The 6,280-nt window shown below is 43.5% G+C and carries 5 protein-coding genes; 2 read left to right on the top strand and 3 right to left on the bottom strand.

The window, feature by feature from the left end; all coding sequences use genetic code 11:
• Positions 1-295: 295 nt before the first annotated feature.
• The gene (locus tag Q0257_RS06160) at positions 296-1,207 is read right to left on the bottom strand and encodes a hypothetical protein (protein WP_298022940.1); all 912 of its coding nucleotides are present in this window, start codon (positions 1,205-1,207) and stop codon (positions 296-298) included.
• Positions 1,208-1,552: 345 nt separating this feature from the next.
• On the opposite strand from Q0257_RS06160, the gene htpG reads away from it, so the two are divergent.
• Complete coding sequence (gene htpG / locus Q0257_RS06155; RefSeq protein ID WP_298022938.1) at positions 1,553-3,394, top strand: molecular chaperone HtpG; 1,842 nt, start codon at positions 1,553-1,555, stop codon at positions 3,392-3,394.
• A 436-nt stretch (positions 3,395-3,830) separates the two neighbouring features.
• Positions 3,831-5,222 carry an OprD family outer membrane porin gene (locus Q0257_RS06150; protein WP_298022935.1) on the top strand — a complete coding sequence of 464 codons (1,392 nt, stop codon included), beginning with the start codon at positions 3,831-3,833 and terminating at the stop codon, positions 5,220-5,222.
• A 290-nt stretch (positions 5,223-5,512) separates the two neighbouring features.
• Here the strand turns inward: Q0257_RS06150 and Q0257_RS06145 are convergent, their stop codons facing one another.
• Positions 5,513-5,704 (bottom strand): hypothetical protein, encoded by a 192-nt coding sequence (locus Q0257_RS06145; protein ID WP_298022932.1) that lies wholly within the window; start codon positions 5,702-5,704, stop codon positions 5,513-5,515.
• A 1-nt stretch (position 5,705) separates the two neighbouring features.
• Complete coding sequence (locus Q0257_RS06140) at positions 5,706-6,167, bottom strand: hypothetical protein (RefSeq protein WP_298022929.1); 462 nt, start codon at positions 6,165-6,167, stop codon at positions 5,706-5,708.
• Between the last annotated feature and the right edge of the window lie 113 nt (positions 6,168-6,280).

The following is a 6,280-nucleotide window of genomic DNA, read 5'->3' as shown; positions in this document are numbered from 1 at the left end:
TGCTTGAGCTAGCTGATAAAAACGGCGCGCAAGCGATAATCGACGACGTAATGAGTAAAATTTTAAAAGGGTGCGGATAGTATGAGCTTGCGTAAATTTAAGGCGACTTCTGCGCGAGGTTTTAAATTTATAAACCTATTAAATTTTGCTTTTTATGTTTTGTGTAAATTTGACGCGGCGCTTGGGTTTGAGCAAAAATTTAAAATTTTGTATGATTGTCAGGCGAAGGATGCTTTTTATTTGCGCAAATTTAAACCCGCAAGCTCAATGCGCAAAAGTGCATTGAGCCGTAAAATTATCTGTGCCTAAAGCTGATTATCGCATCGTCGTTTTCTTGTTGATATTTTTCAAACAGAGCCTGATATCTTTGCGATTTTGCCGGATCATTGGAATAAATTCCCACTAGAAAATAGCACGCCTCCGCAAATCGCAACTCGCACGATCGCTCAAAGTATTGCGCGCCCGCCTCCTTGTCATCGTCGTCAAAATACGCGACGTAACCGAACATAAAGCAGCCTTCGCCGTTGCCGAGCTCGCATGCTTTTTTGTACAGTTTTCTACCTTCTTGCGAATCTCTATCTTCGTAGCCTGCGAGTCTCGTGCAGCTTTCGCCGCCGTTAAGCTCGTAGCAGCCTTTTTTAAGCAACTCTTTGGCGCCATCTTGCGAAATTTCGCCATTTAACAGCAGCAGGCTTGAAAGTACGGCGCAGGCATCGCCGTCTCCGCCGTCGCAATCTTCGCGAAATCTTACAGGATTTTTCATTTTCAAGGTGCCGTCTTTGGTGCGAATAGAAATTTCTTTAGGATTTTTGTCTGTGGCTTCGTTTGCTTGATTGGTAGGAATTCGGGTTTCATTTAAAATCTCCGTGCGAAAAGGCACTTTTATCGCTATAAAAATCGCGATTATACATACGACGACGAGAGGGAGTATTTTCGGCGTAGATCGATTATTGCGTGGAGTGCGGAGATCTGCGTCTTTGATCGATTGTTTGTTTCTTGCGGTAGCGACGGAAGGCTTAGAGCTCGGTTTTTGGCTTAAATTTGCGGCCGAACCTGCGCCTGATTTTTCGGTTAAATTTACGGTAGCGTCAGTATCCATATCTGCATTGGCATCCGTCTCGCAGACATTTTCACTTGGGTTTTTTAAATTTTTGCCACGCTTTTCTCTCAGCTCGTTTATGCGCTGTATAATTTCTTCGTTATTCAAATGAAATCCTTTTTGCTTGATAAATTTTGTTTTAGTCAAACGCCCGTTTTTATCATAAAAATCGCATTGAAAACGGGTGGATTATATCATCTTATTTTGAAATTTTCAAAAAACGACGACTAAAAAGAATTTGTAAATTTAACGCAGACGCGCCGTTAAATTCGGATCGGTTCTCGCTAGTATCATCTACGGATAGGTTTAATTTCATATACTTCGGGCGCGCACGTATAACGCGCGTAAATTTCCAAAACTTGATAGGATTCATATCAAGTTTATTTATTCTTCTCTTGACAAGATTAGCACTCCATGATATAATCTGCCAAAATTTTCAAAAAGGACCGCATAATGGCAAAGAAAAAATTTAAGACCGAAGTGAATGATCTGCTAAATTTGATGATCCATTCGCTTTATTCAAACAAGGAGATTTTCCTGCGCGAGCTGATCTCAAACGCAAGCGACGCGCTGGATAAATTAAACTACCTAAGTCTTACGAACGACGAATATAAGGCGCTTTCGTATGTGCCGCGCATCGATATAAAGATCGACAAAGAGGCCAAAACGCTAAGCATCGGCGACAACGGCATCGGCATGGACGAGGCCGAGCTCGAGAGCAATCTCGGCACTATCGCACGCAGCGGCACTAAGGGCTTTATGGCGAGCCTTAGCGGCGATGCGGCGAAGGACAGCAACCTCATCGGGCAGTTCGGCGTCGGGTTTTATTCGGCGTTTATGGTTGCAGATCGTATCGATGTTATCAGCCGCAAGCCGCTCTCGCAGGACGCCTTTAAATGGAGCAGCGACGCGAGCAACTACATGGTCGAAAAGGCGAAGAAAGAGGACTTCGGCACGACGATAATCCTGCATATGAAAGATGAGGAGTTTTTGGACGAATATAGGCTGGAAGGCATCATCAAAAAATACTCCAACCACATCCCCTATCCGATCTTTATGGATAAAGAAGAATACGTGCCTGCGCAAAAAGAGGGCGAGCAGGGACATAGCGAAGTTAAAAACGTCCAGATCAACCGCGCGAGCGCGCTTTGGCAGCTGCCAAAAAGCAGTCTAAAGCCGAGCGATTACAATGAATTTTACAAGCAGATCAGCCACGATAGCGGCGATCCGCTGTTTTATATCCACACCAAGGCCGAGGGCACGCACGAATACACGACGCTTTTTTACGTGCCGAGCAGCGAGCCCTTCGATCTATACCGCGTCGATTATCAAAGCGGCGTGAAGCTCTACGTCAAGCGCGTTTTCATCACCGACGACGCCAAAGAGCTGCTGCCTAGCTACCTGCGCTTCGTGCGCGGCATAATGGACGTCGAGGATCTGCCGCTAAACGTAAGCCGCGAAATTTTGCAAGAAAATCGAATTTTAGCCTACGTTCGCGAGCAAAGCGCCAAAAAAATTCTATCCGAGCTGCAGAAGCTTTTGCAGAACGATCGCGAAAAATACATAAAATTTTACGAATTATTCGGCAAAGTTTTGAAAGAGGGACTTTACGGCTTCGGCGCAAACAAAGAGGAAATTTTAAAGCTCTGTCTTTTCAAATCAAACCTGCGAGACGGCCTCATCACTCTTGGCGAATATAAGGAAAAAATGGGCGCGGAGCAAAAAGAGATCTATTATATCGCGGGAAACAGTGCCGCGATGCTTAAAAGCTCACCTCTGATCGAGAAATTTAACGCCGAGGGCACGGAGGTGCTGCTCTGCGACGATGAGATCGATACGATCGTGATGCCTGGCGTTTTTGAGTTTGATAAGACGCCGGTTAAAAATGCGACTTCGATCAAGCAAGAAGCTGTAAGCGACGATGCCGCGACGCCGCAAGCCAAAGAAATCGCCGCAAAGATCAAAGAAATTTTAGGCGAACGCGTCAAGGACGTTAAAATTTCATCGCGTCTAAGCGGCTCGCTTTCCTGCCTTGTTTTTGACGAGAACGATCCCGATTTTGCGACGCAGCAGCTGCTTAAGCAGATGGGAAACCGCAATCTGCCGCCCGTAAGGCCGATTTTGGAGATCAACGCGGATCACGAGATCATCAAAAAGCTGCAGGCCGATAAACTAATGCTGCCGCAAGTTTCTGAAATAATCTACGATCTGGCGCGCCTTAGCGAGGGGCAGGAGCTTGAAAATCCGAGCGGGTTTATTAAAAACGTAAACGAGCTGATCGTAAAGGCTCTGTAGATTATCTAAATTTAGAGCTTCGATCTGCTACCCAAATTCTGTGCGGCTGCATATATCTATGTAGCCGCGTTTTAAATTTAAAGAGAAATTTCGGCGGGCAAGCTTCACGAGCTTTTTAAATTTTAAAATTTAAAAGCGGCGAAATTTCATCTTTTGATTTCGGTAAAATTTTATCTGGCGGCTCAGTTTGGCGTTTTGGAAATTTTAAAATTTTGATCGCTTTTATCCGCTAGTTGAGGTCGGGACGCAAGCCGAAAATATCCGTCAAATCATAAAATCATAAATCGGGCGATAAATTTCACTATTCATTAATTTAATCTTTACAAAGTTGCGTAATCTTATTTTAAATTTACCCCTTTTTTATCGCAAACAGCGAGATTGTTTGATATAATTCATTTTATAAATATTTGTAAATCTTTATGAAAGGAGATTTCGAATGAAACTCATCAAACTAAGTTTAGCTGCGGCGGTTTGCGCATGTGCGCTATCTTCGCTAAGCGCGGCGGATAGCGTAGCCGAGGCGATCACTAACGGTAAGCTTGGCGGAACGGTAAAGACCACTTACGCCAATAAAACCGTAGATAATAGAGGCGAGGCAGCTACGGGCGATAACGACTACGAGGCATTCGGCGTGGGTCTTGAGCTCGGATATGTCACCGATCCTCTTTACGGCTTTAGAATAGGGCTTACTGGGCAAGGCTGGTTGATGCCGTATCGCGTAGGCTCAAGCAATAAGATCGCCTACGATAAGGAGTGGTATACCAAGGGTGCGGTATTATCGGAATTATACCTAGGATACGGCATAGGAAATACCGATATAAAAGCGGGTAGACAATATGTCGTTACTCCGCTCGTTGCGGGCAACTATACGAGAGCGTTTAAAGAGGCTTTCGAGGGCGTAGCGATATCCAATAAAGATATCCCCGATACTACATTGTGGGGCGGATGGTTTTATAAATTCCAAGGAAGGAGTAAAACCGCTATGGGCGCTCCTGCAGGCGAAGGAAAAGCTCCTTTGTTTAAAGATAGGGTGATTCTAGGCAATATGACTGGTCCGGTCGCCGTAAAATTTGAAAATATCTTCTCCGCATACGTTCAAAACAAATCCTTGCCTTATGCTACTTTAACTGGCGCTTACGCAGCGGTAACGGACGTAAAACCCGCTAACGCGTTAAAGGACGGCGACGTTAGCTTGTATCTTGCCGAGGCGAATGTAAAAGTGCCGGTAGGCGAGGTTTTGAAGCTGGGATTTGATCTTAACTACAAAGGCTCGCGCGTGGACGGAGGGCTGGAGCCAAGAAGGCTTGACGGCGATATGTTCGGCGCAAGAGTCTCGGTTAGCGAGTTTTTTGGATTCGGTCTATCGTATGCCTATACGACCGTTAGCGATGATGATGCCGTTATTTTAGGCGTCGGCAACGGCCCGGGATCATACACCGCGCTGCCTATTAGAGGTCCGTTCGTCTTCACAGGATATGCGGGTATGGATACGCACAAGATCGTGCTTGATTACAACTTCGGCGCTATCGGCTTGGACGGCTTCAAAACTGCGCTACACTACGTAAAAGGCGATCAAGACAGAGTAGGCGGCACGAATAATATCAATGCTAGCGGGGCTGCGGGCCAAAAGGTCGGCACCAGCATGGACGTAGAGGGCTGGGCGGTAACGGCAAACTACGCTCCTAAGGCCGTTAAGGGGCTAAGCTTGGGCGTAACCTACACTGCGCTTGAGAGAAGCGACCACTACGCTAGCGGCGTAAATAGGAAGTTTGACGAGAACGAGATATGGTTGCAAGCTGCGTATAAATTTGATCTAAGCGGCAACTAAAATTTTAAAGAGCGGAGTATTTCCGCTCTTTCTTATCTGCATTATTTTGCCTCGTATATAACGCAAAAAGGGCGTTAAACCCGAAAAATTTACTCTTTCTCATCTGCATTATCAAGCGGGCTCGCGCTTGATAAATGTTTCATCCTAGCTCCTTAAATTTAAACATGCTCTTGAATTTTAAATGAAATGGAGGTGAAATTTATCTAAAATTTCGCCGCAGAGTTTGACGTACCGAAATTTAAATAAAGCTTGGGCGTTGAAATTTTGACGAGGATTTTATTCTGCGCGCTTTATAGGAATTTTAAATTTATAAGAATTTTAGAAATTTCCTTATAATTACAAGAAATATACCTTTCTAGCGTTTTAAATCTTTTGATACGAAAGCGCGACTTGGATATTTTTTTTAGGTGCATCATTACAGACCCTCTTATTCCAGGCACATTTAAAATTCCTTTTGGAATACGCTCTGCAACAAACACCATTTTATTCCTCCTTTTTATAGGTTAAGTCTTGTAGTTCCATTGTATAGTTTGGATCCGATTGCCACGCATCATAATCGCCATAAGCTTCTAAACTTTTCTGCAATAAGTGAAAAATATTTTGCATTTGTGCTTTGGAATTTAAACTAGACTTTAACCCTAAGACTTTCCAAATACGATGAAATTTCTTTGGACTTATTGTGCTATCAATATCAAAATTATAGTCCAGCATAATTTCTATATTTCTATTATTATAATGCAAAATCCATAAAGACTTTGATAAAACAGCTCTGTCATAATTTGGATCTGGAAAGCTATAAATTTTTAAAAGCCAGCAATCTAATTGCCTATCTATTGTAAAATTTAGATTTGGCAACTTTACTCCATAATTATACTTACCATATAGAGCGCTCAATCCATACTTCTCATCATCCTTTTTAGTGATGATTGCGTTTTCAAAAGCCATCGCTTCCTCCTAAAATTTTAATTTTATTATACCCTCGATAATTTATGCTAGCCTTATGCTCTCATAAATGTATCGTGAGTATGAAATTTTTAAGTTCGCACCATGGTAAGGCT

Origin of the sequence: uncultured Campylobacter sp., assembly GCF_938018035.1 — a bacterium.
Taxonomy (GTDB): domain Bacteria; phylum Campylobacterota; class Campylobacteria; order Campylobacterales; family Campylobacteraceae; genus Campylobacter_B.
This window is presented reverse-complemented; position numbering and strand designations above follow the sequence as displayed.

Excerpts from the sequence above, each read along its gene's own strand:
- Q0257_RS06150 (WP_298022935.1), top strand. The coding sequence starts at position 3,831 with ATGAAACTCATCAAACTAAGTTTAGCTGCGGCGGTTTGCGCATGTGCG.
- htpG (WP_298022938.1), top strand. The coding sequence starts at position 1,553 with ATGGCAAAGAAAAAATTTAAGACCGAAGTGAATGATCTGCTAAATTTG.
- Q0257_RS06140 (WP_298022929.1), bottom strand. The coding sequence starts at position 6,167 with ATGGCTTTTGAAAACGCAATCATCACTAAAAAGGATGATGAGAAGTAT.
- Q0257_RS06145 (WP_298022932.1), bottom strand. The coding sequence starts at position 5,704 with ATGGTGTTTGTTGCAGAGCGTATTCCAAAAGGAATTTTAAATGTGCCT.